The sequence below is a fragment of the Sagittula sp. genome, from assembly GCF_052825245.1.
Window position 1 is genome coordinate 191,870 of the sequence record NZ_JBRBWD010000065.1, and the last position, 26,687, is coordinate 218,556.

Below are 26,687 nucleotides of genomic sequence, written 5' to 3' on the forward strand. Positions count from 1 at the left end.
TCCTCCTGTGGTGCGGCCCTCAGGGCGTCACCTGCATGAACTCCTGAAAGGCTTCCGCCAGGATCACCCCGGCGACGCCGTAGACGGCCAGCCACAACCGCCGCTCCAACCGTTCCATCAGGGCCTCCAGCCGCTGGAACCTGTCGGTCAACCCGTCGTATTGCAGCTTCGAGACACGCTCGTGCGCTTCCAGCCGAAGCCCAGGCGCGCAGGCAAAGGTCTCTGCCCGGCTGCGCAGTTCAGTCATCCTGCGCCTCCTCCGGAAGCGCCGGCAGACCCAAGAGCTGGCGCTTCTCCGCGGTGGTCAGGAAATCGGCCCCGGCCACGCGGTTCCAGACCGCGTCCCGCTCCACCGCCAGCGCGGGCACCTGATCGAGGTCGGGCGACAGCACGATCTCCTCCCCGGTGAAGGACGACAGCCAGCGCCCCACGGCATGCGTCACCTTCGACGCCAGCGGCAGCACCGTCTGGCGGTAGAACGCCCGGTGCGCTTCCGCGTAATTGGCATAGGTCGCCTCGCCCTGGATCCCCAGCAGCATGGGCGGCACGCCGAAGGCTACGGCGATCTCGCGCGCCGCCGCTTCCTTGGTCTTCTGGAACTCCATGTCGGAGGGCGAGAAACCCATCGGCTTCCAGTCCAGCCCACCTTCCAGCAGCATCGGACGGCCCGCGTTCCGCGCCCCCTGGTGATGCGCCTCCATCTCGGCGGTCAGCCGGTCGTACTGTTCGGACGTGAGATGCCCCTGCCCCTCCGTGCCCTTCCAGACGATGGCACCGGACGGACGCGCCGCGTTGTCCAGAAGCCCCTTCGACCAGCGCGACGCCGAGTTGTGCACATCCACCGCCTGCGCGGCCGCCTGAAGCGGCGACAGGCCGTAGTGGTCGTCCTGCGGGTGGAACGTCTTCACATGCAGCACCGGAGAGACCGGCCCGCTCACATTGAACCGGTGCTTCCGGCCGCCGACCTCGTAGACATAGGCCACGGGCCACCCGTCGGCGCCGGGAACGACGCTCATCCGGTCGCTGCGCAGGACGTGCAGCTCGAACGGCAGCCCGCTATCGCCCGCCACCGCCTCCAGGTATCCATCCCCGGACAGCAGCATCTGGCCATAGAGCGCCTCGAACAGTTCCGCCCGGCCCTGGCCCGTGTTGGGCTGGGTGATCAGCCTGACGATCGGGTGATCGACATAGCGCGTGTCCCGGTCCTGCAGCACCAGCGGCAGCGCCGCCGCCGCCTCGCAGATCAGCTTGACCGCGCGAAAGCCCACCGGGTTGCCGGAGAACGCCTGCTTCGTCAGCGACACCGTATCCCGCGGGCTCCACGCGATGCGGCCGGCGGACATGTGGGCCACGACACGCCCCGTGGCAGAGGCCTTCACCTCCGGCACGGACACCGCGTCCCGCGTATCCTGTCGCCGCAGAAAGTCGAAAACCATGCTAGTGCTCCTTTTCCCTCCGGCCCAACCGCCGCGCCGCAGGCCATCGGCCGCACACCTGAAAGGCCTGCGTCCCCTGGCATATCCCGCTATCCCGAAACCGGCGAACGGTCGGTCCATCCGCGCTTCGAAGGCCACCCTATGAACAGCGGGTTAACAACCCTTCAGCGCAGCGTACGGTGCCCCGTGCAGACTCACATGCAAGATAAATCAACGACTTATCCCGCACTCCGCACCCGTGGCTGAACCGGCGGCTTACCCGGCACGATCAGGTGTGACACCGCCCAGACCAGCGCATCGACCCGGTCGGGGCTGCCGCCTCCCTGAAACCCCATGGGCGTCATCAGGCAAAGCTGGGCTTCCAGTTCCGCCAGTCCCGCGGAATGGAAGACCCGGCCCTGTTCGTAGAGCGCCGCGACCGGCTCTGCCCTGATCGCCTTACCGTCAGAGGCATGGACCCGCGTGACCGGCAAATAGGGATCGACCTGCCGCAGCACCTCCTCGACCATGGCACCGCCCTGGTTGACCTCCGCCACCACGCGGTCTGCGTTCCAGCGGCGCGCCGCCTCCACCGCGCAGGCGGCCCATTCCGCCGGGCGGCGCCCCTGCACACTGGCGTCCTCCAGCACGTAGGCGGTCATCAGGCCGTCCTTGTCCCGCGCCGCGCCCGCAACCACGATCCCGCAGGCGTCCGAGCGCTTCCCGTCCCCCGCCGGCGGATCGACCGCCACGACGATCCGGTCGAGCGTGGGCAACGTCCCGCAACGCTGCGCATCCAGCAGGTCGCGCGTCCACATCGCGCCGTCGACCTCGTCCAGCAGCAGACCGTCAAGTTCCTGCATCCCGAGCGATGAATTGGCGTAGCGCGTGCGCACCTCGTTCAGGAAACTGCGCGCCAGATGCGCCGCGTTCACCTCGGTCGGCGCGTGGGTCGTCACGGTGGACCCGAGCGCCAGGAGCGCCTTCAGCACGCCCACGTTGCGCGGCGTGGTGGTCACGCAGACCTGCGGGTGGTCGCCCAGCCGCAGACCGAACTGCAGCATGTCCCACGTATCCTGCCCGCGCTTCCACTTCGCCAGCTCGTCAACCCAGGCGCCGTCGAACTGCGGGCCGCGCAGGGCCTCCGGCTCGCTTGCCGAGTAGATCATCGCCTCCGCGCCGTTGGGCCAGACGAGGCATTTGCGCGACGCCTGCCAGAGCGGACGGCGGTCGGGCGGCGAACAGGCAAGGATGCCGCTGTCGCCGAAGACCATGACCTCGCGTGCCTGGTCGAATGTCTCGCCGATGATCGCCATGCGCTTGCAGCGGCCCGGCTTCAGCGGGCGCGCGCCCTCGACCTGCGCGCGCACCCATTCCGCCCCGGCGCGCGTCTTGCCCGCGCCGCGGCCGCCGAGGATCACCCATGTCCGCCAGTCCCCCTCGGGCGGAAGCTGGTGCGGATGGGCCCAGAAATCGAAAAGGTAGGGGAGCGCGATGCGCCCCCCTTCCGACAGTGCATTCCAGAACTCAATCTGAACCTCGGCAGGCGCGGAGGCGATCCAGGCGGCACCTGACCTCAAATCTGGCTGCTTCGAGGTCAAGCCCGTAAGATCCGACGATTCCCGTTGTTTTCCTCTTGATTTCATCCAGTTCCAGCTCCGTTTCCCGTGCGGCCTTCAGCCAGTAGCGCAGGTCGCTCAGCGACGTGCCCAGCTCGGCCTTCTTCACCCCTCCATCCCGGACTTTCTCCGCCAGGTCGCGGATGTCCGCGACCAGGTCCTTCAGCGTCTGCGCAATCTCGTCCCGTTGCGCTTCCAGACGCGCCGTCTCGCACACCGGAACCACCAGTGTGCAGCCGGTCACCTTCTTGCTGCTCATATGCTCGACACCTTTCTTGCCTGTAGGTTGCCCCTCCTCGGGCAGGACACGAAAAAGACCCGACGGGGTTTCCCCCGCGGGCCTCTGCCGCACCTCGTCCAGCATGTCGTGAAAGCTACTCCCCTCCGCGCGCCCGGTCAATCCGGCCCCCGAACGCAACACGTTGAAACCCTTCACACTTCCGCATCAAAGGTTAACGGCTTGCCCAGCCGCCTTCGCTCTGGCACACCCCTCCAGAACCCGAAAAGGAGCCGTCCATGCCGCATTTGTCCAAGCGTATCTGCACCCTCAACGGCGACGGCTCCGACGGCTGGGGCGTGTTCTACAAGGCGCGCGCCCTGAAGGCGCAAGGCCAGGACATCCTCGAACTGACCATCGGCGAGCATGACATCGGCACCGATCAGGCGATCCTCGACGAGATGCACCGCGCCGCCTCCGCCGGGCACACCGGCTATGCCATGGTGCCCGGGGTCGACGCGCTGCGCGACCGCATCGCCAGCCGCGTCGCCAACCGCACCGGTGTCGCCACCACACGCGACAACGTGCTGGTGACCCCCGGCGGGCAGGCCGCGCTCTTCGCCGCGCACATGGCGACGCTCGCCCCCGGCGAGACCGGCCTCTACATCGACCCCTACTATGCCACCTACCCCGGCACGATCCGCGCCGCCTCAGGCATTCCGCACGCCATCGCCACCCGGGCAGAGGACGCCTTCCTGCCCTCCTTCGACCAGATCGACGGCGCCGCACGGGCCACCGGCGCGCGCTCCCTGCTGGTGAACACGCCCAACAACCCGACCGGCACGGTCTATGGGGCCGACACGCTCGACGGCATCGCGCGCACCGCCATCGGCAACGATCTGTGGCTGATCTCGGACGAGGTCTACGACACCCAGGTCTGGGAGGGCGCCCACGTCAGCCCGCGCGCCCTGCCCGGCATGGCCGAACGCACCATGGTCGTGGGCTCCATGTCGAAAAGCCACGCCATGACCGGCTCCCGCATCGGCTGGATCGTAGCCCCGGAAGAGGCCGTCGCCCGCCTGATCGACCTCGCCACGGCGACCACCTACGGCGTGCCCGGCTATATCCAGGACGCGGCGCTCTTCGCGCTGCAACAGGGCGACGCGGTCGAGGAACACGTGGCCGAACCCTTCCGCCGCCGCCGCGCCCTTGTCCTCGACACGCTCGCCAGGCAGTCGGTCGTCACCGCGATCCCGTCGCGCGGGGCGATGTACCTGATGCTCGACATCCGCGCGACCGGGCTCGACGGCGAAACCTTCGCCTACCGCCTCCTCGACGCCCACCGCATCGCCGTCATGCCGGGCGAAAGCTTCGGCGCATCGGCCGCGGGGCACGTCCGCGTCGCGCTGACCGTCGCCGACGACCGCCTGTCGCATGCCGTCGACACGCTGTGCGGCTTCGCAGCCGAACTGTCGGCGGCGCGCGTCGCGGACGGCTCGATGGCGTGAGTTAAAGATACATTCGAAAAGAGAAAATTAGCGAGGTGACACTTCGGTAATCGTAACTGCGGATGGTCGGCCAAACCTTTCAGCGAGGCCTGCCATGACTCTCCGCGAAACTGCTCTTGTCATCATGCTCCCCCTGCTTGCCCTGATCGGCTACCTGACGTGGTACGACTGGACGACCGGGCAGGACCACATCGGCCACCTCGACGCACAGGCGCGCGGCATCGCGGAGGCGGAGCTGCTCAACGACCTGGTGCATGAACTCCAGAAGGAGCGCGGCTTCTCCGCCGGCTACACTTCTTCCGGCGGCGCGAACTTCGCCGATGTCCTGCCCGCCCAGCGCCTGGCGACCGACGCCGCCCTCGCCGCCATTGCGGGCGCTCTGCCGATGGCCCGCGCCGCGGCGCCCGACCGCATGGCCGCCGCCGACACAGCCCTTGCCGAACTGGACCAGTGGCGGGCGGCGATCACCGCGACGGAAAAGACCGTGCCGGAACTGGCGGGCTGGTACACCGGCCTCGTCAATTCGCTGATCTCCACCGCGAACCGTGTGTCGGAGGCGCGCGCCTCCGAGGACCTCGCCCGGCTGGTTGAGGCCAAGGCCCTGATCGGACAGGCCAAGGAAAGCGCCGGGCTGGAGCGTGCCATGGGCGCCACCGGCCTCGGCGCCGGCGCCTTCGCGCCCCCGGTGCACACGCGGTTCGTCAGTCTCGGCGCCGTGCAGTCGGCGGACCTGGCGGCCGCCGCGCAGGTCCTCGAACGGCCCGGCATGCTGGAAGCCCTGAACCAGTCCGAGGCCGCGCAGACAGTGAACACCATGCGCGACGCCCTGACCGCGTCGGTCCATACCGGCACGCTCGGCGGCTACACCGCGCCGCAATGGTTCGCCGCCTCCACCGCCTGGATCGACACCCTGCGCGCGCTCGAACTCGACCTCGCGCAGGAGATCAGGACCAACGCCGCGCAGGAGCGCGAGACAACCGCCGCCCACCTGCGCACCACGCTGCTGCTGACCGCCGGGGCGGCGCTGGCCGCCGCGCTCTTTTCCTTCCTGCTGTTCGAACGGACCCTGCGCCGGATCGGCAAGCTGATCGCCCTGATGGGCCACTACCGCGACGGCGACTTCGAACCCGAGGTGCCGCAATCCTCCGAACGCTCCGAACTGGGCCGCATGGCCCGCGTCCTGTCCGACTTCAAACAGGCGATGCTGCTCCACCGGCAGGACAGCGCCCGCGCCGGGGCAGAGGAAAAGGCACGGCTGAACGTCACGCACCAGCAGGTCGTCGACATGGTCGCCGAAGGGCTGCGCGCCCTCGCCAATGCCGACCTCACGCGCCGCTTCCACACCCCGCTCGATCCGAAGTACGATCACATCCGGCTTGACTTCAACGCCGCCGCCGAACGGCTGAACGGCGTGATCTCCGGCCTCGTCTCCGCGGTCGCGCAGATCACCGACCGCTCCGGCCAAATGAAGGACGGCGCCGAAGACCTCGCCCACCGGACGGAACAGCAGGGCGCCGCCATCACCCGTAGCGCCGACGGCGTTACCCGCGTGACGGAAGAGACCCGCGACGATGCGCACCGCATCGCGTCGGCGAAGGAAGAGGCGCGCGCCGCCTCCGACACCGCCGCCGAATCGGACCGCACCGTGGCAGAGGCGATCGCCGCCATGGACCAGATCAGCCAGCGCTCCGACGAGATCGCCAAGATCGTCACCGTGATCGAGGAACTGGCCTTCCAGACCAACCTCCTCGCCCTCAACGCGAGGGTGGAGGCCGCCCGCGCGGGCGAATCCGGCCGCGGCTTCGCCGTCGTGGCCGAAGAGGTGCGCGACCTCGCGGGTCGCTCCTCGAAATCCGCCCTCGACATCAAGAAGCTGATCTCCGAAAGCCACAAGGAGGTGCAGGACGGCGTGCAGCTGGTCAACGGCGCGGGCCAGTCGCTGCAGATCATGGTCCGGAGCATCCACAAGATGGACGAGACCCTCTCCGACATCGCCGCCTCCACCAGCGCGCACGCCAGCGACCTGGCCGAGATCGACTCCGCGATGAAGCTCCTTCAGGACCTGACCCGCGCCAACGCCGGGCTTGTCGCCGACACGCGGACCAGTTCCTCCGCACTCGCCGGCACCGCGCAGGACCTTTCGCGCACCGTATCGGAGTTCAGGCTGGAGGCCACAGAGCCCGTTATCATGCCCGCCGAACGCGCCGCCTGACCCGGGCGGCGCCGGACATCTTCGGAACTTCCACACCGTTGCCGCGTTTCCTGTTCAACCCGGCAACGTAAAGGAGATCCAAGATGGACCTCATCCGCATCATCCTCAGCCTGTTCCTGCCGCCCCTGGGCGTCTTCCTCGAAGTGGGCCTTGGCAAGCACTTCTGGCTCAACATCCTGCTGACCCTTCTCGGCTGGCTCCCCGGCGTCGTACACGCGATCTGGGTGATCTCGCGCCGTCCCGCCCACGCGTGAGCCCGGCCATGACCGACGCGCACAGGCACGACGCAAAGACCACCTTCGCCAAGGTCGAGCGGGCGGAACGCATCGCCCGCCGCATGGACGCCGCCATGTACCTGCCCGGCACGCGCATCCGCCTCGGCTGGGACAGCATCATCGGCCTCGTTCCCGGCATCGGCGACACGCTGGCCCTGACGCCGTCGGCCTACATCGTCTACCTCGCCCACGACATCGGCGCGCCGAAGCACCTTCTGGCGCGGATGGCCGGCAATGTCGGCATCGACTGGGTGATCGGCCTCGTGCCTCTGGTCGGCGACATCTTCGACGTGGGTTTCAAGGCCAACCTCCGCAACGCCGCGCTCATGCGCGACTTCGCGGAAAAGCGCCACGCCGATACGACACCCGGTCAGACCCCGCGCCAGCCCCCGACCCGCACCCCCGTGCAGGGCCTCGGACGCTCCCGCGGCGCCAACGCCTGACACGACCGGCGACAGGCCCGGGCAAACAAACCCAGGCAAACCAACGAAAAAGGGGCGCCGTAAGGCGCCCCTTCGTCATTTCGGAACCGGTGAAGGCTCAGCCGACCAGCTCGAGACCTGAGAAGAAATACGCGATCTCCTGAGCCGCGGTGTCCGGCGCGTCCGACCCGTGGACGGAGTTCTCGCCCACCGACTCGGCGAACTCGGCGCGGATGGTACCCGGGGCCGCATCGGCCGGGTTGGTCGCGCCCATCACTTCGCGGTTCTTGGAGATGGCGTTCTCGCCTTCCAGAACCTGTGCGACGATCGGGGCGGACGCCATGAACTCGCACAGCTCGTCGTAGAACGGGCGCTCGGCGTGCACCTTGTAGAACTCGCCGGCCTGCGCCTTGGTCAGGTGGATCCGCTTCTGCGCGACGATGCGCAGACCGGCCTCCTCGAACTTGGCGTTGATCTTGCCGGTCAGGTTGCGGCGGGTTGCATCGGGCTTGATGATCGAAAAGGTGCGCTCGAGGGCCATCGTGTTATCCTCCAGATGGATCCGACCCACAGTCCGGGGTCGTCAGGGTGTATCGCGGCGCCCGATAACACGGCCTCCCGGATCAGGAAACCCCTCATGACCATGCGTCACACGTGCCCTCCCCGGCCTCAGGACGCAAACCACGGCCCGAAGCCCGCCCCGGGACCATCGCGGCCCCACCCGCCGCGCATCCCCGCACCCGCCACCCCGCCTGAAACGCGCCCTACGGGTCGGCGGGCGGGCGCTTTTGCGAAAGCAAACAGTGCCGCCCGCCGACGTGCCTTTCCCCTCCCCGAACCCTCTGCTAAAGCGCCTCCATGCTGCGTATCTCATCCCTCTCCTATTCGGTCGAAGGCCGTCCCCTCTTCGAGGAGGCCACCGCCACGATCCCCGAAGGTCACAAGGTCGGCCTCGTCGGCCCGAACGGCGCGGGAAAGACCACGCTCTTCCGCCTGATCCGGGGCGAGCTGACCATCGACGGCGGCGACATCTCCCTGCCGTCCCGCGCCCGCATCGGCGGCGTCAGCCAGGAAGTCCCCGCCTCAGAGACCTCGATCCTCGACACCGTGCTCGCCGCCGACACCGAGCGCGCGGCGCTCCTCGCCGAACAGGACACCGCCTCCGGCCACCGCATCGCCGAGATCCAGACCCGCCTCGCCGACATCGACGCCTGGAGCGCGGAGGCCCGCGCCTCCTCGATCCTCAAGGGCCTGGGCTTCGATCCCGAGGAACACTCCCGCCCCTGCTCCGCCTATTCCGGCGGCTGGCGGATGCGTGTGGCGCTGGCCGGCGTGCTCTTCGCCCAGCCCGACCTGCTGCTGCTCGACGAGCCGACCAACTACCTCGACCTCGAAGGCGCGCTCTGGCTCGAATCCTACCTCGCGCGCTACCCGCACACGGTCATCGTCATCTCCCACGACCGCGGCCTCCTGAACCGCGCCGTCAGCTCGATCCTCCACCTCGAGGACCGCAAGCTGACCTACTACGGCACCCCCTACGACGGCTTCGTCAAGCTGCGCGCCGAAAAGCGCGCCCAGCTCGCCGCCACCGCCCGAAAGCAGCAGGACCGCCGCGCCCACCTGCAGTCCTTCGTCGACCGCTTCCGCGCCAAGGCCAGCAAGGCCAAGCAGGCGCAGGCCCGGCTGAAGATGATCGAGCGCATGGACATGGTCACCCCGCCCGAAGAGATGGCCAAGCGCGTCTTCACCTTCCCGCAGCCCGACGAACTGTCGCCGCCCATCGTCAACATCGAGGACGGCACCACCGGCTACGGCGACACCGCCGTGCTGCGGCGGCTCAACCTGCGCATCGACCAGGACGACCGCATCGCGCTTCTGGGCAAGAACGGCCAGGGCAAGTCGACCCTGTCGAAGCTGCTGGCCGACCGCCTGCCGCTGATGGACGGCCGGATGAACCGCTCGTCGAAGCTGCGCATCGGCTACTTCGCCCAGCACCAGGTTGACGAACTGCACCTCGACGAGACGCCGCTCCAGCACCTGCAGCGCGAACGCCCCGACTCGCCCCCTGCGAAGCTCCGCGCGCTGCTCGCCGGGTTCGGCCTTTATGCCGCGCAGGCCGAGACCGAGGTCGCGCGCCTCTCCGGCGGCCAGAAGGCACGGCTCTCGCTGCTGCTCGCCACGCTCGACGCGCCGCACCTCCTGATCCTCGACGAGCCGACCAACCACCTCGACATCGAAAGCCGCGAGGCGCTGATGGAGGCGCTGACCGCCTATTCCGGCGCGGTCATCCTCGTCAGCCACGACATGCACCTGCTGTCGATGGTGGCCGACCGGCTCTGGCTGGTCTCCGGCGGCACCGTGAACCCCTACGACGACGACCTCGATTCCTACCGCGCCCTCCTGCTGGCCAAGGAGTCGCCGTCGAAGCCCGAGAAGCCGAAGGAAAAGCCCAAACGCGCCACCCGCGACCAGATCCTCGACCTGCGTGCCGAGGTCCGCAAATGCGAGGAACGCGTGACCAAACTCGAGGACATGCGCGAGAAGCTGGCCAACAAGCTGGCGAACCCCGCGCTCTACGAGAACGACAAGGTGGGCGAGCTGGAAGTCTGGAACAAGAAATACGCCGAGATCATGGAGGGCCTCTCCCGCGCAGAGGCGCTCTGGATGGCGGCACAGGAAAAGCTGGACACGGCGCAGGGCTGACCCCGCACCTCCGGTGAATGCGAAGCACGGCGGACCCTCGGGGCCGCCGTTCGCCATTCCGGCCCACCCGATACACCAAGTCGGCAACCCCGAATGTGGCACGCTCCGCCACATTTCCCCTGTGCCTCGGATGCAAGCGCGCCCCCGGCCAACAGCGTCACCCCAGACGCAAGCCTCTGAAAATCCCTGAAAACCCGGATCGGCCGCCCGGAATTCCTAGCAAAATCGCGTTAACTTTGTGTCCAAATTGAGGCTTCCCGCCATCCTCTGCCCGATTTATGCCTCATTTCGACGGCGCCGCAGGGCCGCGGGGGCAGCCTCGGCGCCGGTTCGTACCGCACGAGGAAAGACTCCCCCATGACCCGCACCGCACCACGGACCCCCTACGAGATCCTCGGCGTCTCCGCCTTCGACGACCGCGCGGCCATCCGCAGCGCGTGGAAGCGGCTCGTCCGCGAAAACCACCCCGACCGATGCCCCGCCGACGCCGCCCGGCTGACCCGCCGCCTCGCCGAGCTGAACGCCGCCTACGACAAGCTGCGCCACCACGTCCCGGCCCCGGGCCGCGCGCCGCGGAACGCCGATACCGGGGACGCAACCCGCACAGCCGCCCAGCAGGCCGGAGCGCAGACCCGGGCCGACGCACACCGCCGCGCGCAGGCAAAGGCGGAGGCCCACGCAACAGCACAGGCCGCCGGAAAGGCCGAAAAGCAGGCCAAAGCCGCCGCCGCAAAGCCCCGCGCCGCAAAGGCCCGCAGCCGCAAGGCGCCCGAGGCCCCGGCCCTCTCCCCCGCCCAGCGGGCCGCGCTGCACAAGGCCACGGCCTCCTTCTCCACCGCCCGCGCCGCGTTCGAGAAAGCCCGCCCGGCCCGCGTCGCCATCGACGCCTGATCCCGCCGCAAAGGCTTTACCGGCGGCCCGAAACCGCCTAACCGGGGATCATGGACCCGACCTTCCTGATCTCGGCCTTCGTCACGCTCTTCGTGGTCATCGACCCGATCGGGCTGACACCGCTGTTCATCGCCCTGACGCAGGGCGCGGACGCGCGCCACCGCCGCGCCGTGGGCATCCGCGCGACGGTCATCGCGGCGGCGCTCCTGACGCTGTTCGCCTTCTTCGGCGAGGCGGTGCTGGGCTTCATCGGGATCGGCATGCCCGCCTTCCGGATCTCCGGCGGGATCCTGCTGTTCATCACCGCGCTCGACATGCTCTTCGAACGCCGCAACAAGCGGCGCGAGGACCGGGCAGAGGCGGACCACCCGCCCGACCCTTCCGTCTTCCCGCTGGCCATCCCGCTGATCGCCGGACCGGGCGCCATCGCCTCGATGATCCTGCTGACCGGCTCGACCACCGACGTGCTGGGCATCATAGGCGTTCTGGGTGTCATGGCGCTGGTGCTGGCGCTGGTCCTTCTCCTGTTCCTCTCCGCCGGGCTGATCGAGCGCGGGCTGGGGCCCACAGGGATCACCGTCACCACGCGCCTCCTCGGGATGCTCCTCGCCGCGCTCTCGGTGCAATTCGTGCTCGACGGGCTGCGCGACTTCGGCTTCGTCGCGTCCTGAGGCTTCCTTCCGCAGGCGGAATGCCTACATTGAAGGGACGCAGGCACAGGGACCCGACATGACGCCCGACCAGACCGGCCACACGCTCTTTCTCGGGCTTCTCGGCTTCGCCGTGCTCGCGTGGTTCTGGATGAACTACCGCCGCGCGCCGGGCCGCGGCGTGCAGACCCTGATGGGCTGGGCGCTGCTCTTCGTCGGCATCCTCGCCGCCGCCGGGCTCTGGCAGGATGTGCGCGGCGGGCTCGACCAGCGGCAGGCGGTGTTCTCCGGCGACGGCCGGATCGAGATCCCGCGCGGCTTCGACGGCCATTACTACGTGACGCTCGAGGTCAACGGATCGCCCATCCGCTTCGTCGTGGACACCGGCGCCTCGGGCGTGGTGCTGACCAGAACCGCCGCCGAGGAGGCCGGCCTCCACCCCGAGGACCTCGCCTTCTACGACATGGCCCAGACCGCCAACGGCACGGTGCAGACCGCGCCGGTGACGCTGGACAGCGTGTCGCTCGGGCCCTTCCTGGACCGCGGGGTCCGGGCCTATGTGAACGACGGGCAGATGATGGATTCGCTCCTGGGCATGGACTACCTCGCCCGCTTCGACCGGCTGGAGATCTCCGGCGGCCGGATGATCCTCGAACGCTGAACCGGCGTGTCACATGCCGTGCGTTCTTGGCTCTTCCTGTCGGGCTTTCTGAATTTTGACAGGGTGCCGCGCCAGTCAATTCCTAATTAGATGCCAAACACTTCCGACCCAATCCGGACCCCGGGTGCGGTATGGGAACGCGGACAAAGCCGTCATTGTCAGGACAGCAACACGTCCATCTCTCATCTCCCTGCTATTCAACAGGTCGGGGCAGAACTGATGGCCACTCTGTTCGCGACAATTCAAAACCCTTGCCGACATCATGGTCAGGAGGCCGTCTTTGCGGCGTTGGCGATCTCCGCAAGAGTGGTTGCCGCGTAACGGTTCAGCATCATCTCGGTGACGGCATCGTCGACGTCAGCCAGTGCGACGTTAACCGCTGCCTCGACGGGGCATCCCGGATGGTCGTGGGCCGCGCCACCGACGTCTATCCCCGGGCGATCCAAGGCATCGAAGACGTCCCGCAAGGTCATGGCGTCAAGCGATTTGACAACGCGCCAGCCGCCGCCCGGCCCTTTTGACGTCTCGACCAATCCGCCATCGCGCAAGCCTGCCAGCATCCGGCGCACCACGACCGGGTTCGTCGTGAGCATCTGAGCAATTTCGGCCGATGACATGACCCTGTCGCGCAGAGCCATGTGGATCAAGACGTGCAGCACACGTGGGAAACGGCCATCGCGATTCACATTTAGCCTCATAATGTAACAGATTGAGTTACATTCTTTGCGCAACCCTCTATATGTAACTTTATACGTTACACAATGGGACTGCCACCATGAACCGCCGGACTGCCCTCATGAAGTCGGCAATCCTCCCGCTCATCGCACTGGGTTTGCCCGCAGGTGCACCCAGTCAGTCAAAAGGAACAGATGATATGACCGACATGCCGTATCGGGACGTCGAAGCAAACGGATTGCGGATGCGGATCGCGGATCAGGGGACTGGTCCCGTGGTGCTGCTCTGCCATGGATTTCCGGAAACAGCCTATGCCTGGCGACATCAGATCGAGGCGCTCTCGGCGCAGGGTTATCGCGTGATCGCCCCCGATCTGCGGGGCTTCGGCGGAACTGACGCTCCGGAAACCGTCGAAGCCTACGCACTCCAGATGCTGGTCGGCGACATGGTGGCGTTGCTTGACGTGCTGGGTGTGGCGACGGCTGTCATCGCGGGCAACGACTGGGGCGCCACTCTGACATGGCAGGCCGCCCTTTTGCGCCCTGACCGGTTCAAAGCCGTTGCCGCAATCGGCGTGCCCATGATGGGGCCGCCGCCGGTGCCGCCGACGCAGATTTTCCCTTCAACGGAAGACGCACTCTTTTACACGCTCTATTTCCAGGAGCCCGGCATCGCAGAGGCTGAGTTCGAACAGGATGTGCGCACAACCCTTCTGAAGATTTTCCACGCGGCCTCCGGAGAAGCCGGTCCGCGGCAGCCGGGGGACGCAACGCCCAACCCGTTTGCGATGGTGTCGCGTCAGAATGGTCTGCTTGCACCATTGCCGATGCCTGCCCGGACACCACACTGGTTGACCCCGTCGGATCTGGAGGCGTTCGTAGCCGACTACACAAGAAGCGGTTTCAGAGGCCCTCTGAACCTTTACCGCAATCTGGACCGCAACTGGCACCTCCAGAAAGCATTTGCCGGCCGAACCGTGGAGGTGCCGGCGCTCTACATCGCGGGAAGCCGCGACACGGGGCTAACTATGCCCGGCATGAGAGATATCATTGCAGGACAGAGCGACCTTGTTCCGCAACTGCGCGATCCCGTCTTTCTGGATGGTATTGGCCATTGGGTGCCGCAGGAACGACCCGATGCGGTGAATGATGCCTTGCTGACCTTCCTCGCAGATGTCGCGCAATGATTGCGATCAGAACAAGATCCAATCCATGCCAGCGATTTGCGCTCTTTCAAGCTGCCAACATGCGCCGCAAAGCAGGAATATGGTAATTCGGGCTCGATCCTGCCGCTCGCGGCATTCTTCACGAATGACCGCTCGGCCACTGTCTTGGACTTAGGACGTAACGCCACGCTCCGGGTCAGCGATGTGAAACCAGAAGCCGGTCTTGCCTGGCATCTGGCACCGGCGCCCGCATGATTTTAGAAGAAAATCGTGCAGCGCCCGCTCAGGCCTCGGCCTTCTTCTCCCAGCGTCCGGACTCTTCGGACCAGTATTGCGCCTTGCACCCGGCCGAGGTCAGCGCCTTCCACTGTCCGCGCGCCGCCTGCACCGCCGCGCCGTCGCCGCCGTCGAAGAGGATGCACACCCGCTCCAGCGCCTCGGTCTCCTCGGGGCGGATCTCCGCCCCGTCCACCGCGATCAGGCAGGAGGGCGCGTTCGGCGCCTCCAGCGCCGTGGTCAGCAGCACCGGCTGCTCCGCGTCGAACTTCCCGCCCGCCAGCCCGTGCGGCAGGAAGCCCTCTTCCGGCTCCAGCCACAGCTTCGCGTCGAGCCAGTCGAGCCGCGCCGGATCTGTGCCGCGCACCACCACCCGCCAGCCGCGCTCCAGCGACTTGGTCAGCAGCATGCCGAGCGTCACCTCCAGCGGCTGGCGCGTGAGGTGGTAGAAGAAGACCGCGCCCATCAGGCCTCCACCGGCCGGAACCGGGCGCAGCACACCACGCGCGCGCCCGGCGGGATATGTGCAGCCAACGGCGGCACGCCCCGGATCACTCCGTCTCGAACTTGTCGCGCACCAGCCGGTCGAGCGACATGACACCCCATCCGGTCGCGCCCTTCGGCGCCAGCGCGGTGTCGGCGCTCACCTGTGCCACGCCCGCGATGTCGAGGTGGATCCAGGGGGTCCCCTCCTTCACGAAGCGCCGCAGGAACTGTGCCGCGGTGATGGAGCCCGCCGGTCGCCCGCCGATGTTCTTCATGTCGGCCTTCTGGCTCTTGAGCATGTCGTCGTAGGCCTTGCCCATCGGCATCCGCCACGCGCCCTCGCCCTCGGCTTCCGCCGCTTTCAGGAAATCCCCGGCAAAGGCGTCGTCGTTCGAGAAGACCGCGGCGTTCTCGTGGCCCAGCGCGATGATGCAGGCGCCGGTCAGCGTGGCAAGGTCGACGATGGCCGCCGGCTTCTCGCTTTCCTGCGCGTGCCAGAGCACATCGGCCAGCACCAGCCGCCCCTCGGCATCGGTGTTGATGACCTCGATCGTGTCGCCCTTCATCGAGGTCACGATGTCGCCCGGACGCTGCGCGCGGTCCGAGGGCATGTTCTCCACGAGGCCCACCATGCCGACCACATGCGCCTTGGCCTTGCGCAGCGCCAGCGTCTTCATCACGCCCGAAACCACGCCCGCGCCGCCCATGTCCATGGTCATGTCTTCCATGCCCGCGGCGGGCTTCAGCGAGATGCCCCCGGTGTCGAAGACCACGCCCTTGCCGATCAGCGCCAGCGGCGCGCCCTCCGCGCCCTTCCAGCGCATCACGACGACCTTGGACGGCATCGCCGAGCCCATGCCGACGCCCAGCAGCGCTCCCATGCCCAGCTCTTCCAGCTTGTCCTCGTCCAGCACCTCGACCTCCAGCCCGAGGTCGCGCAGCGCCTCCAGCCGGTTGGCGAATTCCACCGTGCCCAGCACGTTGGCCGGTTCCGACGTCAGGTCGCGGGTGAAGGCCACGCCCTCGGCCACGGCCTTGACGGCGGCAAAGGCGCCCTCCGCCTCCTCGACCGATTTCACCATCAGCGTGGCGGCGCCCAGCGGGTCCTCCGCCTTCGACTTGCGGGCGGTGAAGGCATAGCCGCGCAGCGCGATCCCGAGGCCCATCTGCGCCACGCGCTTGGTGCCGTCGACGACCACGGTCAGCTCCTTCGATCCGGCGGCCTTGGCGAGCGCGGCACCGGCCTTGCGGGCCTCCGTCACCGAGGGGCGGCGCGGCAGCTTCACCACCAGCGCCACGTCCGCCGCCATGCCCACCGGCCAGGCCAGTGCCATCGCCTCGCCCGCGCCCAGCTTTTCGAAGGCCTCGCTGTCCAGCGCCCGCTTCACCGCGCCCTTGGTCAGCCGGTTCAGCCGCCGCGCGCCCGGGCCCATGGTGCCCTCGGCAGGCACCAGCACCGCCACGGCGCCCGCCGCCCCGGCCAGCGCTTCGAGGTCGGTCTCGGCAAAACGGATGTCGCGCAGCTCTGTCATCTTGGGTTCTCCTTGTCGTGTGCTGAGGGGCGGCCTCCGCCGGCCCCGGCCCCGCGCGGTCCGCGCGGGCGTCGTTGAGCGTGTCCTTGCCCAAAGACCTAGCCGCGCCCGCCGCGGAAGGCCAGAGCCACCTTCCCCCCGCCTGACCTTTCGCCTAAACTGCCCGCCAACCAGAAAGGACCGGGGGGTTACACGGCGTGCAGAGATTCGACAGATATGTTCTGTCGCAACTGATGGTGCTTTTCGGATTTTTCGCGCTCGTGCTTGTGTCCGTCTACTGGGTGAACCGCGCCGTGGTGCTGTTCGACCGGCTCATCAACGACGGCCATTCCGCCCGCATCGTGCTGGAGTTCACAGCCCTGTCGCTGCCCGCGGTGATCGCGCTCGTGCTGCCGATGGCAAGCTTTGCCGCGGCGGTCTACGTCACCAACCGGCTGTCGGGCGATTCCGAGCTGACCGTGGTCAAGGCGACCGGCTTCTCGCCCTGGCGGCTGGCGCGCCCGGTGCTGGTCTTCGGCCTCACCGTCACCCTGATGATGAGCGTCCTGACCCATGTCCTCGTGCCGCAATCGCTGAAACAGCTCCGGATGCGCGAACAGGAACTTTCCAGCTCCGTCTCGGCGCGGCTCCTGCGCGAAGGCACCTTCCTGCATCCCTCCAAGGGCATCACCTTCTACATCCGGGACATCACCCCCGAAGGCACGCTGCAGGACGTGCTCCTGTCGGACCGGCGCCAACCGGATCGCGACATCATCTACACCGCCGACCGCGCCTACCTGATCCGCGACGACGAGGGGCCGAAGATGGTCATGCTCGCCGGTCTCGCGCAGACCATGGACATGACCGAGATGCGGCTGTCGACCACCAACTTCTCGGACTTCACCTACGACCTGACCGGGCTGATCACCGCCAGCCCGCAGAAGCGCCGCAAGCTCGACGCGATCCCCACCACGGAACTGCTGTTCAACACCGACGGCATCGCCGTCGAGACGGGGGAGGAAACCGGCGAGGTGCTGGAAGAGGCGCACATGCGGTTCCAGGGGCCGCTCCTTTGCGTCGTGGCGGCGCTGATCGGCTATTCCGCCCTGATGGTCGGCGGCTTCTCGCGCTTCGGCGTGACCCGGCAGATCGTCTTTGCCATCTTCCTGCTGGTGGTGGTGAAACTGGTCGAAAGCGCGGTCACCGACCCCGTGGTCCGCTACCCCAAACTCTGGCCGTTGATCTATGCCCCGAGCGCGACCGGCCTTGCCTTCACGTGGGCGCTGCTCTGGCAGGCCTCCCGGCCCTTCCGGCCGAAACGCATCCGCACGACGGAGGCCGCCGCGTGACCCTGCACGTCTACTACGCCCGCCGCTTCCTCTGGCTGTTCCTCAGCATCTTCGCCGTCTTCGCGCTGTTCCAGGGGCTGCTCGACCTGATCGACGAACTGCGCCAGCTGGGCGATGAGGTCAGCTTCGGCGAAACCCTGCAACTGGTCATCCTCAAGCTGCCCGAGGGCCTCTACGAGATCCTGCCGCTGGTGATGATCCTCGCCACGGTGGCGATGTTCATCGGGCTGGCGCGGTCCTCCGAACTGGTGGCGACCCGCGCCGCCGGACGTTCGGGCCTGACCGCGCTTATGGCACCGGCGACTGTGGCGCTGCTGATCGGCGCGCTCATCGTCGCCATGATGAACCCGATCGTCGCCGCCACCTCGAAACGCTACGCCGACCTGCGCGAGGCATACGAGTCCGGCAACACCTCCGCCGTGTCCTTCGGGCCGGAGGGCCTCTGGCTGCGGCAGGGCGGCGAAGACGGCCAGTCGGTGATCCGCGCCGCCCGCGCCAACCCGGAAGCGACAGAGCTTTTCGACGTCTCCATCGTCACCTACGCGCCCGACGGCGGCCCCGCCATGCGCATCCAGGCCGAAAGCGCAGCCCTCGCCGAAGGCGCATGGCACCTGACCGACGCCAAGGCCTGGCCGCTGACCCCCGGCCTCAACCCCGAGCTCGGCGCGCGCATCCACGACGAGTACGAGCTGCCCTCCACCCTCACCCGCGAAAGCATCCGCGACCGGTTCGGGCGGCCCTCGGCGGTCGCGATCTGGGACCTGCCGCAGTTCATCGCCGGGCTGGAAGAGGCCGGTTTCTCTGCCCGCCGCCACATCGTATGGTATAACATGGAGCTGGCCCGGCCGCTGTTCCTCGTGGCCATGGTGCTGGTCGGCGCGGCCTTCACGATGCAGCCGACACGGCTTGCGCGCACCGGACTTGCCGTGCTCTCTGCGGTGCTGCTTGGATTCGGGCTTTATTACGTGCGAAGCTTCGCACAGATCATGGGCGAAAACGGCCAGCTCGCCCCGGTTGTCGCGGCATGGGTGCCCCCCATCGCCTCGGTCCTGCTGGCCCTGGGACTGGTCCTGCACATGGAGGACGGATGACACGAGGAAGACGCATCGTGCCGCTTCTGCCGCTGGCCACGCCCCCGGCGGGGCAGTCGCCCCGTGCGCTCGCGCGCGCCGCCCTCCGCGCCGCGGCCTGTGCCGCGCTTTGGCTTGCGCCCCTGCCCGCCCTCATGACGACGGCCACCCCTGCCGCTGCCCAGCAGGCGACGGAGGAAGAAGAGGCGCCCGCCCTCCTCGTGGCCGACAACGTCTTCATCGACGGAGAGGAGACGCTGGTCGCCACCGGCAACGTCGAGGCGCTGCAGGGCACCACCCGGCTGACCGCATCGGCGATCACCTACGACCGCGCCAACGACAAGCTCTCGATCACCGGGCCGATCCGCATCACCGATCCCGAACAGGGCGTCATCATCCTCGCCTCCGAGGCAGAGCTGGACGAGGGCTTCCGCAACGGCCTCCTGAAGGGCGCGCGCATGGTCATCGACCAGCAGATGCAGCTTGCCGCGGTCGAGGCGCAGCGCGTCGACGGCCGCTACACTCAGCTGCGCCGCGTCGCCGCCACTTCCTGCCAGGTCTGCGGCAAGAACCAGGTGCCGCTCTGGCAGATCCGCGCCGCCCGCGTGGTGCACGACCAGGAAGAGCGCCAGCTCTACTTCGACGACGCGCAGATACGCCTGCTCGACGTGCCGGTGTTCTGGCTGCCGCGCCTGCGCCTGCCCGACCCGACGCTCGACCGGGCGCGCGGCTTCCTGTTCCCGACCTTCACCTCCTCGACCCTGCTGGGTTTCGGCGTGAAGGTGCCGTACTTCATCCCCATCGGCGACCATCAGGACCTGACGCTCGCGCCGCACCTGACGACGAAATCCCGCACGCTCGAATTCCGCTACCGCCGCGCCTTCCGCAGCGGGCAGCTGACGCTGACCGGGGCACTGTCCTCCGACAGCTTCCGGGACGAGCAGGTGCGCGGTTACCTCTTTGCCGACGGCGTCTTCAGCCTGCCGCGCGACTACACGCTGACCTTCGCGCTGCGCTCCGTCTCGGACGAGGCCTACCTCAACGACTATTCGATCCAGAACAGCGACCGTCTGGCCAGCACCGTGACCCTGGCCCGGGTGCGCACCGACCGCCGCATCAGTTTCGGCCTGACCAGCTACCAGACGCTCCGCCAGTACGAGGCGAACGCCACGCAGCCCGGGCTGACCGCCTCCATGCACACCGACCGGCGGTTCCTGTGGTCGCGCGTGCCGGGCGAGTTCCGGCTGTCGCTCGAAGCCAGCGGCCTCTACCGCGAAAGCAAGCTCGACGTCGACAGCGACGACGCCGACAACATCACCGACGGCCGCGACACCGCGCGGCTCAACATCGACGGCAGCTGGCGCGAGCGCTGGACCATGGGTCCCGGCTTCCGGCTGGGTCTCGAAGGCCATCTCTGGGTCGACCACTACATCACCGACCAGGACGCCGCCGTGCCCGACCGGATCACCCGCGTCACCCCAGGCGCCTCGGTGGAACTGCGCTGGCCGCTCCAGCGCAAGGGCATGAACGGCGGCCGCACCCTCCTGGAGCCCGTGGCGCAGATCGGCTGGGTCGGCGGATCGCGCGCGAAGAACGCCAACGAGGAATCGACCCGCGTCGAGTTCGACGAGGCCAACCTGCTCTCGCTTTCCCGCTACCCCGCCGCCGACCGTCGCGAGCATGGCATGACCTTTGCCGCCGGCGTGCGCTGGTTGCACGAGGCGCCGGGCGGCTGGTCCGCCGCGCTGACCATGGGCCGCCTCTGGCGCGAGGACATCGACTCGGAATTCACCCGGTCCTCCGGTCTCGACAGCCTCGAAAGCGACTGGCTCATCGCCGGGCGCTTCGCCAACCCGCTGGGCATCACGCTCACTGCGCGCGGCCTGCTCGACGAGGACAACCGCTTCACCAAGGCCGAGGCGCGCGCCGGCTGGTCCAACACCCGCATGGACCTCGGCGCCTCCTACGTGCTGCTGGTCACCGACCCCGACGAGCTTCGGGACAAGGCCGTTTCCGAATGGACCTTCGACGGGCGCTACCGTGTGACCCGCCACTGGGAAACCTCGACCGAGGTTCGGTACGATCTTGCCGACCGGCGCCTTGACCGCGTGGGCCTCGGCTTGCAATACCGCAATGAATGCATCCAGGTAGACGTCGGGGCGACACGCGAATTCGCCTCGGCCACCAACCTGGAGCCGTCCACGGACATCCAACTGACCGTCGCGCTGCACGGCTTCGGCGCCGACGACAGTGCCAAGGAGTATCGCCGCATATGTCGCTGAAAACCTCTCTCACCGCCGCGTCGCTTGCGCTCGGCATCGCCATTGCCGCTGCGCAGGGCACCCCCGTTGCGGCACAGAGCCTCTTCTCGCCCGTCGTCATCGTGAACGAGCAGGTCATCACCGGCTACGAGCTGGAACAGCGCAAGCGGATGCTCCAGGTCATGCGGGCGCCCGGCGACCTGAACAAGGTGGCACGCGAACAGCTCATCGACGACCGCCTGCGCCTGCAGGCCGCCCGCGACGCCGGCATCCAGCCCTCCCCCGAGGAAATCCTCGACGGGATGGAGGAGTTCGCCAGCCGCGCCAGCCTGACCCGCGAACAGTTCACCCAGGCGCTGGCACAGGCCGGCGTCGACGAAGAAACCTTCCGCGACTTCGTGCGCGCGGGCGTCTCCTGGCGGATGCTGGTGCAACAGCGTTTCGCCGGGCGCGCCAGCGTGTCCGACGAAGAGGTCGACCGCGCCCTCGAGGGCCAGAACGGCACCTCCAACGTGCGCGTCCTGTTGTCCGAGATCATCATGCCGATGCCTCCGGGCCAGGAAGAGGTCGTCCGCGAACGGGCCGAGCGCATCGCGCAGCTCGACGACACGGGCGCATTCTCGGCGCAGGCACGGCGCTTCTCCGCCACCGCCTCCCGCGGGGCGGGCGGGCAACTGCCGTGGCGCTCGCTGTCGGAACTGCCGGGGCCGCTGCAGCCCATCGTGCTGGGCCTCGCCCCCGGCCAGGTCTCCGACCCGATCCCGCTGCAGGGCGCCATGGCGCTCTTCCAGCTCCGCGCCATCGAAGAGGGCGAATATCAGTCGCCCCCGACCGCCGCCGTGGAATACGCCGCGTACTACATCCCCGGCGGCCGCACGCCCGAGAACCTCGCCAAGGCGCAGGGCATCGCCGACCGGACCGACCGCTGCGACGACCTCTACGGCGTGGCCAAGGGTCAGCCGCCGGAAGTGCTCGACCGCGGCACGCTGCCGGTGAACGAGATCCCCACCGACATCGCCTACGAGCTGTCGAAGCTTGACCCGGGCGAGGTGTCGACCGCGCTGACCCGCGCGGACGGCCAGACGCTGGTGCTCCTGATGCTCTGCGGCAGGACCGCCGGGATCGCCGAAGACGAAGGCCCCGACCGCGAACAGGTCTTCGGTTCCCTGCGCAACCAGCGCATCGGCCAGCTTGCCGAAGGCTACCTGTCGCAGCTCCGCTCCGACGCCACGATCGTCAACCAATGACAGGGCGCGGCACGGGGACCGCCAACGCCCTGGGCGAGACGGCGGAAAAGGTCGATCCCGTAACCTCCCCGGGCGCCAGCGAGGCGCCCGACGGCGGCGAGACGACCATGGTCCGGCAGGCGTCCTCCGACCCGGTGCCGGACCCGGAGGCCCGACAGACCGACAAGGCCAAGGCGCCCACCGCCCCCATCGCCATGAGCTGCGGCGAACCCGCGGGCATCGGCCCTGAGCTGGCCGAACGCGCCTGGGAGATCCTTGGCGACAGCCTGCCGTTCTTCTGGATCGGCGAGCCGTCGCACCTGCCCGGAACCGTCCCCCACGTCCTGCTGGGCGATCCCGGCGAGGCGGTGGAGGCCGCGTCGCGCGGCCTGCCCGTGCTGCTGCTGCCCATGCCCGGCCCCCGCGTCCCGGGCGAGCCGCAGGCGGCCCATGCCCCCGGCGTGATCCAGTCCATCGAGGCGGGCGTGCGCCATGTGCTGGATGGCCAGGCCGCCGCGCTCTGCACCCTGCCGATCCACAAGCAGGCGCTGGCCGAGGGGGCGGACTTTGCCTATCCCGGCCACACCGAGTTCCTGGCGCACCTGGGCGGGGTCGACGAGGTGGTGATGATGCTGGCCTCCGACCGCCTGCGGGTGGTGCCGGTGACCATCCACATCGCGCTGGCCGACGTGCCTGCCGCCCTGACGCCCGAGCTGCTGGAGCGCCGCATCCGCATCACCCACGACGCGCTGGTGCGCCAGTTCGGCGTCGACCAGCCGGTGCTGGCGGTGGCCGGGCTGAACCCCCACGCCGGCGAAGGCGGCCGCATGGGGCGCGAGGACATGGAGCTGATCGCGCCGGTGCTGGCAAAGCTGCGCGCCGAGGGCATGCTGCTGAACGGCCCGCTGCCCGCCGACACGATGTTCCATGCCCGCGCGCGCGGGGACTACGACGCCGCGATCTGCATGTACCACGACCAGGCGCTGATACCGATCAAGACGCTGGACTTCGACGAAGGGGTGAACGTCACGCTGGGCCTGCCCTTCGTGCGGACCTCGCCGGACCACGGCACCGCCTTCGACATCGCGGGCACCGGCATCGCCAACCCGACCTCGACCATCGCCGCGCTGCGCATGGCTTCCCGGCTGGCGCGCGGCTAGAGGGCCCCGGCGGCAGGCCCCGACTGTGGGGTGGTCTGCTTGCGCCGCGTTCCGCGTCGCCACGCGCAGGGGGGCGCCGCCCCCCTGCACCCCCCGAGGTATTTCCGCCAAGATGAAGGGGACGGTCAGGGCGGGCGGAGCCGGTGTCGCGGCGCTTGACGCGCCTTTGCGGCTGGGCGATGGAACCGCATGAGCCAGATCGACAACCTGCCCCCCCTGCGCGACGTGATCGCGACGCACCAGCTTATCGCGAAGAAGGCGCTGGGGCAGAACTTCCTCCTGGATCTGAACCTGACGGCGCGCATCGCGCGCATCCCCGGCGACCTGTCGAAGACGGACGTGCTGGAGGTCGGCCCCGGCCCCGGCGGGCTGACGCGCGGCCTGCTGTCGGAAGGGGCGCGCCGGGTGCTGGCGATCGAGAAGGACGCGCGCTGCCTGCCGGCGCTTGCCGAGATCGCGGCGGCCTATCCCGGCCGGCTTGAGGTGATCGAGGGCGACGCGCTGGAGATCGATCCGCTGGCGCACCTGGAGCCGCCCATCGCGATCTGCGCCAACCTGCCCTACAACGTCGGCACGGAGCTGCTGATCCGCTGGCTGACGCCGCCCGCTTGGCCGCCGGTCTGGTCGTCGCTCACGCTGATGTTCCAGAAGGAAGTGGCGGAGCGGATCGTGGCGCAGCCGGGCGGCAAGGCCTACGGGCGGCTTGCGATCCTGTCGCAGTGGCGCACCGATGCGCGCATCGCCCTGACCCTGCCGCCGGGGGCCTTCACCCCGCCGCCGAAGGTCAGTTCCGCCGTGGTGCACCTGACCGCCCTGCCCGAACCGCGCTATCCGGCCAACCCGAAGACGCTGGAACGGATCGTCGCCATGGCCTTCAACCAGCGGCGCAAGATGCTGCGTGCCGCGCTGAAGGGGGCCGCGCCCGACATCGAGGACCGGCTGCGGAGCGTCGGCATCCCGCCGACCGAACGGGCCGAGCAGGTTCCGCTCGAGGCGTTCTGCGCGCTGGCCCGCACCTTCGACCACTGACGCACGGCCGCGCTCCCATACCGGAAACGAAAAACCCCGCCGTATGGCGGGGTTTTCATTTCAGCACTCTGAAAGCTGAGATTATTCCGCGGCGTCCGGGGTGGAGTCGCCTGCGGGCGCCTCTGCCGTTGCGGGGGCCTCCCCCTCTGCCGCGTCCTTCTTGACCGGCTTCTTGCGGGTCGAGGGTTTGCGGGCGCGCGGCTTCTTCGGCTTTTCCTCTGCAGCGGGCGTGTCGGACGCGGGGGCCTCTGCCTTCACCGGCTCGGGCTGGGTCTCTGCCCGGCTTTCCGGCGTGTCCACGAGGCCCGGGCCGTCGTCGTCGCTGCCGAAGTCCACCACGTCGGACGGGCGGTTGTCGGAGGTGTCGCGGCCGCGCGTCTCGTTCCGGGACGGGCCTGCGGAGTGGCCGCCGTTCTGGCCGCCATTCTGACCGTTGTGCTGGCCGCCGTTGCCGCCCTGCTGGCCGCCGTTGCCGGAGCCGTTGCTGTCGTCGCGGTCGTTGCCCTGGTCGTCGCCGCGCTGCGAACGGTCACGGTCCCGCTGCGCCTGACGCTCGCGGTTTTCCTTTTCCTGCTGCTCGCGGCGCTGGTCCTGCTCGCGCTGCGCCTCGCTCAGCATGCGCATGTAGTGCTCCGCGTGCTGCTGGAAGTTCTCCATGTTGACGCGGTCGTTGGCCAGCCCGGCGTCGCGCGCCAGCTGGTTGTACTTGTCGATGATCTGCTGCGGCGTGCCGCGCACCTTGCCCTCCGGTCCGTTCGAATCGAACACCCGGTTGACGATGTTGCCCAGCGAGCTGCTGCGGTTGCGGTTGTTCTTGTTCCGCGAACGGGATTTGGAAGAGCGCATACGTTTATCTGGTCCAGCCTGTTGATACGGCTTGGTGACATTCGGGCGCGTCCTGCGCCAATCTCTGTCTCTGTCACCTTCATGTTGGCTTGTCGTCAGCGGGAGCGGCGGATGCCGCTCAACAGCCAACTGAGCCTGAATAATCATATGGACCGGGGTTCGGCAAGCGCAAATGCCCCCAAAACGCCGAAATTTGCGTGGAAAACCCCTCAGAATGGCGAATTCACGCCCACGATGACCCTGTCGCGCCCGTCAATGTCGGGAATGACCCGCACACCGCGCAGCCCGGCGCGGGCAAAAAGCTTGCTGACCGCCATCCCCTGGGAGGCGCCGATCTCGGCCACAAGCCGTCCGCCGGGGGCCAGCCAGCGCGCGTGGCCCGCCAGGATCGCGTGATAGGCGGTGAGCCCGTCGGCCTCGTCGGTCAGGGCAAGGCGCGGTTCGTGGTCGCGCACCTCCGGCGACAGGAAGGGCATCTCGTTCACCGCGATGTAGGGCGGGTTCGACACGATCAGGTCGAAGCGTTCGTCCATCTCCCCCAGCGCGCCGTACCAGCTGCCCTCGCAGAACTCCGCCCGGCCTTCCAGCTTCAGGGCGTTGCGGTTCCAGTGGGCGACGTTCAGCGCGGCGGGGCTGATGTCGGTGCCGTAGCCCACGGCGTCGCCCCGTTCCGCCAGAAGGGTCAGCAGGATGCAGCCCGACCCGGTGCCAAGGTCCAGCACCGTGCCGAAGGGTTCGGACAGCGCGACCTCGATCAGCGTCTCGGTCTCCGGGCGCGGGTCCAGCACCTCGGGCGTGACCAGGAAATCGCGCCCGTAGAACGCGCGCCGCCCCACGAGGTGGCTGACCGGCACCCGGCCGGCGCGCCGTTCGATCAGCGTCAGGTAGATGACCTCGAGGTCGGGATCGACCTCCTCGGGCAGGAACAGCGTCAGGCGGCCCGGCGGCACCTTCAGCACATGCGCCATCAGCCTCCGGGCATCGCGCCCGGGATCGGCCACTTCGGCGGCGGTCAGCCGCCGCGTGGCCTGGGACAGGAGGTCAGCGGCGCGCATGGCAC

The 26,687-nt window shown here is 68.5% G+C and carries 25 protein-coding genes; 15 read left to right on the forward strand and 10 right to left on the reverse strand.

Translation table 11 applies throughout. The annotated features are described in order from the left end of the window. Positions 1–19: 19 nt before the first annotated feature. The 4 genes from ACU0DV_RS26130 to ACU0DV_RS26145 all read right to left on the reverse strand — a co-directional run bounded on the left by ACU0DV_RS26130 (position 20) and on the right by ACU0DV_RS26145 (position 3,398). On the reverse strand, positions 20–247 hold the full coding sequence (locus ACU0DV_RS26130) for a GTA head formation protein, RCAP_rcc01685 family (RefSeq protein WP_283982991.1): 228 nt from the start codon (positions 245–247) through the stop codon (positions 20–22). Then, positions 240–1,436 carry a phage portal protein gene (locus tag ACU0DV_RS26135; RefSeq protein WP_446242854.1) on the reverse strand — a complete coding sequence of 399 codons (1,197 nt, stop codon included), beginning with the start codon at positions 1,434–1,436 and terminating at the stop codon, positions 240–242. The genes ACU0DV_RS26130 and ACU0DV_RS26135 overlap by 8 nt, the downstream gene beginning before the upstream one ends. A 218-nt stretch (positions 1,437–1,654) precedes the next feature. Next, positions 1,655–2,995, reverse strand: coding sequence for a DNA-packaging protein (locus tag ACU0DV_RS26140; RefSeq protein WP_100927057.1), 1,341 nt, complete (start codon positions 2,993–2,995; stop codon positions 1,655–1,657). Then, positions 2,943–3,398 (reverse strand): hypothetical protein, encoded by a 456-nt coding sequence (locus ACU0DV_RS26145; RefSeq protein WP_157814883.1) that lies wholly within the window; start codon positions 3,396–3,398, stop codon positions 2,943–2,945. The genes ACU0DV_RS26140 and ACU0DV_RS26145 overlap by 53 nt, the downstream gene beginning before the upstream one ends. Positions 3,399–3,550: 152 nt before the next feature. On the opposite strand from ACU0DV_RS26145, the gene ACU0DV_RS26150 reads away from it, so the two are divergent. The 4 genes from ACU0DV_RS26150 to ACU0DV_RS26165 all read left to right on the forward strand — a co-directional run bounded on the left by ACU0DV_RS26150 (position 3,551) and on the right by ACU0DV_RS26165 (position 7,689). Then, entirely contained in the window at positions 3,551–4,759 is a 1,209-nt protein-coding gene (locus ACU0DV_RS26150) for a pyridoxal phosphate-dependent aminotransferase (protein WP_446242853.1), read from the forward strand. A 94-nt stretch (positions 4,760–4,853) separates the two neighbouring features. Then, the gene (locus ACU0DV_RS26155) at positions 4,854–6,971 is read left to right on the forward strand and encodes a methyl-accepting chemotaxis protein (protein ID WP_446242852.1); all 2,118 of its coding nucleotides are present in this window, start codon (positions 4,854–4,856) and stop codon (positions 6,969–6,971) included. A gap of 83 nt (positions 6,972–7,054) precedes the next feature. Next, complete coding sequence (locus ACU0DV_RS26160) at positions 7,055–7,225, forward strand: YqaE/Pmp3 family membrane protein (protein WP_100927061.1); 171 nt, start codon at positions 7,055–7,057, stop codon at positions 7,223–7,225. A gap of 8 nt (positions 7,226–7,233) precedes the next feature. Then, the gene (locus tag ACU0DV_RS26165; protein WP_370313519.1) at positions 7,234–7,689 is read left to right on the forward strand and encodes a DUF4112 domain-containing protein; all 456 of its coding nucleotides are present in this window, start codon (positions 7,234–7,236) and stop codon (positions 7,687–7,689) included. A 97-nt stretch (positions 7,690–7,786) separates the two neighbouring features. On the opposite strand, the gene ndk is transcribed toward ACU0DV_RS26165, so the two are convergent. Continuing rightward, the gene (ndk, locus tag ACU0DV_RS26170) at positions 7,787–8,209 is read right to left on the reverse strand and encodes a nucleoside-diphosphate kinase (RefSeq protein ID WP_100927063.1); all 423 of its coding nucleotides are present in this window, start codon (positions 8,207–8,209) and stop codon (positions 7,787–7,789) included. A gap of 317 nt (positions 8,210–8,526) precedes the next feature. Here ndk and ACU0DV_RS26175 point away from each other — a divergent pair, with 317 nt between their 5' ends. The 4 genes from ACU0DV_RS26175 (at position 8,527) to ACU0DV_RS26190 (ending at position 12,573) form a co-directional block, all read left to right on the forward strand. Next, a complete protein-coding gene (locus ACU0DV_RS26175) occupies positions 8,527–10,371 on the forward strand; it encodes an ABC-F family ATP-binding cassette domain-containing protein (protein WP_283982984.1) in 1,845 nt (614 codons plus the stop codon). 357 nt (positions 10,372–10,728) lie between these two features. Next, entirely contained in the window at positions 10,729–11,262 is a 534-nt protein-coding gene (locus ACU0DV_RS26180) for a J domain-containing protein (RefSeq protein ID WP_446242851.1), read from the forward strand. Between the two features lie 50 nt (positions 11,263–11,312). After that, positions 11,313–11,933: a MarC family protein gene (locus tag ACU0DV_RS26185; protein WP_198521797.1), complete on the forward strand. Its 621-nt coding sequence runs from the start codon at positions 11,313–11,315 to the stop codon at positions 11,931–11,933. A 58-nt stretch (positions 11,934–11,991) separates the two neighbouring features. After that, a complete protein-coding gene (locus ACU0DV_RS26190) occupies positions 11,992–12,573 on the forward strand; it encodes a retropepsin-like aspartic protease family protein (RefSeq protein WP_100927067.1) in 582 nt (193 codons plus the stop codon). Between the two features lie 266 nt (positions 12,574–12,839). Here the strand turns inward: ACU0DV_RS26190 and ACU0DV_RS26195 are convergent, their stop codons facing one another. Continuing rightward, positions 12,840–13,259: an RrF2 family transcriptional regulator gene (locus ACU0DV_RS26195; protein ID WP_446242850.1), complete on the reverse strand. Its 420-nt coding sequence runs from the start codon at positions 13,257–13,259 to the stop codon at positions 12,840–12,842. Positions 13,260–13,369: 110 nt separating this feature from the next. Between ACU0DV_RS26195 and ACU0DV_RS26200 the strand changes: the two genes are divergently transcribed. Next, complete coding sequence (locus ACU0DV_RS26200; protein WP_446242849.1) at positions 13,370–14,434, forward strand: alpha/beta fold hydrolase; 1,065 nt, start codon at positions 13,370–13,372, stop codon at positions 14,432–14,434. Between the two features lie 262 nt (positions 14,435–14,696). Here the strand turns inward: ACU0DV_RS26200 and ACU0DV_RS26205 are convergent, their stop codons facing one another. Both ACU0DV_RS26205 and ACU0DV_RS26210 read right to left on the reverse strand, forming a co-directional pair. Continuing rightward, positions 14,697–15,155, reverse strand: coding sequence for a DNA polymerase III subunit chi (locus ACU0DV_RS26205; RefSeq protein WP_446242848.1), 459 nt, complete (start codon positions 15,153–15,155; stop codon positions 14,697–14,699). Positions 15,156–15,240: 85 nt separating this feature from the next. Then, positions 15,241–16,707, reverse strand: coding sequence for a leucyl aminopeptidase (locus ACU0DV_RS26210; RefSeq protein ID WP_100927069.1), 1,467 nt, complete (start codon positions 16,705–16,707; stop codon positions 15,241–15,243). Between the two features lie 197 nt (positions 16,708–16,904). Between ACU0DV_RS26210 and lptF the strand changes: the two genes are divergently transcribed. From lptF to rsmA, 6 genes are all read left to right on the forward strand, one after another. Next, on the forward strand, positions 16,905–18,035 hold the full coding sequence (lptF, locus tag ACU0DV_RS26215; protein WP_283982978.1) for an LPS export ABC transporter permease LptF: 1,131 nt from the start codon (positions 16,905–16,907) through the stop codon (positions 18,033–18,035). Then, positions 18,032–19,126 (forward strand): LPS export ABC transporter permease LptG, encoded by a 1,095-nt coding sequence (gene lptG / locus ACU0DV_RS26220; RefSeq protein ID WP_100927071.1) that lies wholly within the window; start codon positions 18,032–18,034, stop codon positions 19,124–19,126. Before lptF ends, lptG begins: the two co-directional genes overlap by 4 nt. Further along, positions 19,123–21,387: an LPS-assembly protein LptD gene (locus ACU0DV_RS26225; protein WP_446242847.1), complete on the forward strand. Its 2,265-nt coding sequence runs from the start codon at positions 19,123–19,125 to the stop codon at positions 21,385–21,387. Before lptG ends, ACU0DV_RS26225 begins: the two co-directional genes overlap by 4 nt. Continuing rightward, a complete protein-coding gene (locus ACU0DV_RS26230; protein WP_283982975.1) occupies positions 21,378–22,613 on the forward strand; it encodes a peptidylprolyl isomerase in 1,236 nt (411 codons plus the stop codon). Before ACU0DV_RS26225 ends, ACU0DV_RS26230 begins: the two co-directional genes overlap by 10 nt. Before the next feature lie 194 nt (positions 22,614–22,807). Continuing rightward, on the forward strand, positions 22,808–23,752 hold the full coding sequence (pdxA, locus tag ACU0DV_RS26235) for a 4-hydroxythreonine-4-phosphate dehydrogenase PdxA (protein ID WP_446243056.1): 945 nt from the start codon (positions 22,808–22,810) through the stop codon (positions 23,750–23,752). A 189-nt stretch (positions 23,753–23,941) separates the two neighbouring features. Next, on the forward strand, positions 23,942–24,781 hold the full coding sequence (rsmA, locus tag ACU0DV_RS26240; protein ID WP_446242846.1) for a 16S rRNA (adenine(1518)-N(6)/adenine(1519)-N(6))-dimethyltransferase RsmA: 840 nt from the start codon (positions 23,942–23,944) through the stop codon (positions 24,779–24,781). A gap of 81 nt (positions 24,782–24,862) precedes the next feature. On the opposite strand, the gene ACU0DV_RS26245 is transcribed toward rsmA, so the two are convergent. Beyond that, entirely contained in the window at positions 24,863–25,627 is a 765-nt protein-coding gene (locus tag ACU0DV_RS26245; protein WP_446242845.1) for a DUF4167 domain-containing protein, read from the reverse strand. 209 nt (positions 25,628–25,836) lie between these two features. After that, on the reverse strand, positions 25,837–26,682 hold the full coding sequence (gene prmC / locus ACU0DV_RS26250; RefSeq protein ID WP_446242844.1) for a peptide chain release factor N(5)-glutamine methyltransferase: 846 nt from the start codon (positions 26,680–26,682) through the stop codon (positions 25,837–25,839). Positions 26,683–26,687 lie beyond the last annotated feature (5 nt).